Below are 1,388 nucleotides of genomic sequence, written 5' to 3' on the forward strand. Positions count from 1 at the left end.
AAAGGAATTGACGGGGGCCCGCACAAGCGGCGGAGCATGTGGCTTAATTCGACGCAACGCGAAGAACCTTACCAAGGCTTGACATACACCGGAAAGCATTAGAGATAGTGCCCCCCTTGTGGTCGGTGTACAGGTGGTGCATGGCTGTCGTCAGCTCGTGTCGTGAGATGTTGGGTTAAGTCCCGCAACGAGCGCAACCCTTGTCCCGTGTTGCCAGCAGGCCCTTGTGGTGCTGGGGACTCACGGGAGACCGCCGGGGTCAACTCGGAGGAAGGTGGGGACGACGTCAAGTCATCATGCCCCTTATGTCTTGGGCTGCACACGTGCTACAATGGCCGGTACAATGAGCTGCGATACCGCGAGGTGGAGCGAATCTCAAAAAGCCGGTCTCAGTTCGGATTGGGGTCTGCAACTCGACCCCATGAAGTCGGAGTCGCTAGTAATCGCAGATCAGCATTGCTGCGGTGAATACGTTCCCGGGCCTTGTACACACCGCCCGTCACGTCACGAAAGTCGGTAACACCCGAAGCCGGTGGCCCAACCCCTTGTGGGAGGGAGCTGTCGAAGGTGGGACTGGCGATTGGGACGAAGTCGTAACAAGGTAGCCGTACCGGAAGGTGCGGCTGGATCACCTCCTTTCTAAGGAGCACTTCTTACCGAGCTCGCTCGGTCAGAGGCCAGAACATCAGCGAACGCCTGATGCTGGTTGCTCATGGGTGGAACGTTGACTACTCGGCACACTCAGCCAACTCGGGTTGTTAGTACTGCTCTTCGGAGCGTGGAACGCGGGCCACGAGGGGCGAGGGTGTCGGGCACGCTGTTGGGTGTCTGAGGGAATGATTTTCCTTCAGTTGCCGGCGCCGGTGAAGCACTGACGATGTTGGTGTGTGACGGTGTACTGGTCGTTGTTTGAGAACTGCACAGTGGACGCGAGCATCTGTGGCCAAGTTTTTAAGGGCGCACGGTGGATGCCTTGGCACCAGGAACCGATGAAGGACGTGGGAGGCCACGATAGGCCCCGGGGAGTCGTCAACCAGGCTTTGATCCGGGGGTGTCCGAATGGGGAAACCCGGCAGTCGTCATGGGCTGTCACCCTTGCCTGAACACATAGGGCAAGTGGAGGGAACGCGGGGAAGTGAAACATCTCAGTACCCGCAGGAAGAGAAAACAACCGTGATTCCGGGAGTAGTGGCGAGCGAAACCGGATGAGGCCAAACCGTATGCGTGTGAGACCCGGCAGGGGTTGCGCATGCGGGGTTGTGGGATCTCTCTTCTATCGTCTGCCGGCGATAGGGCGAGTCAGAAACCGTTGATGTAGGCGAAGGACATGCGAAAGGTCCGGCGTAGAGGGTAAGACCCCCGTAGTCGAAACGTCAGCGGCTTGCTTG

2 rRNA genes are annotated in these 1,388 nt (G+C 58.7%); both read left to right on the forward strand.

The annotated features are described in order from the left end of the window. A 16S ribosomal RNA gene (locus tag ACFU97_RS46060) occupies positions 1-639 on the forward strand; the annotation flags it as partial. A gap of 302 nt (positions 640-941) precedes the next feature. Then, a 23S ribosomal RNA gene (locus ACFU97_RS46065) occupies positions 942-1,388 on the forward strand; the annotation flags it as partial.

It is taken from the genome of Streptomyces sp. NPDC057616, assembly GCF_042800575.1.
GTDB lineage: Bacteria > Actinomycetota > Actinomycetes > Streptomycetales > Streptomycetaceae > Streptomyces.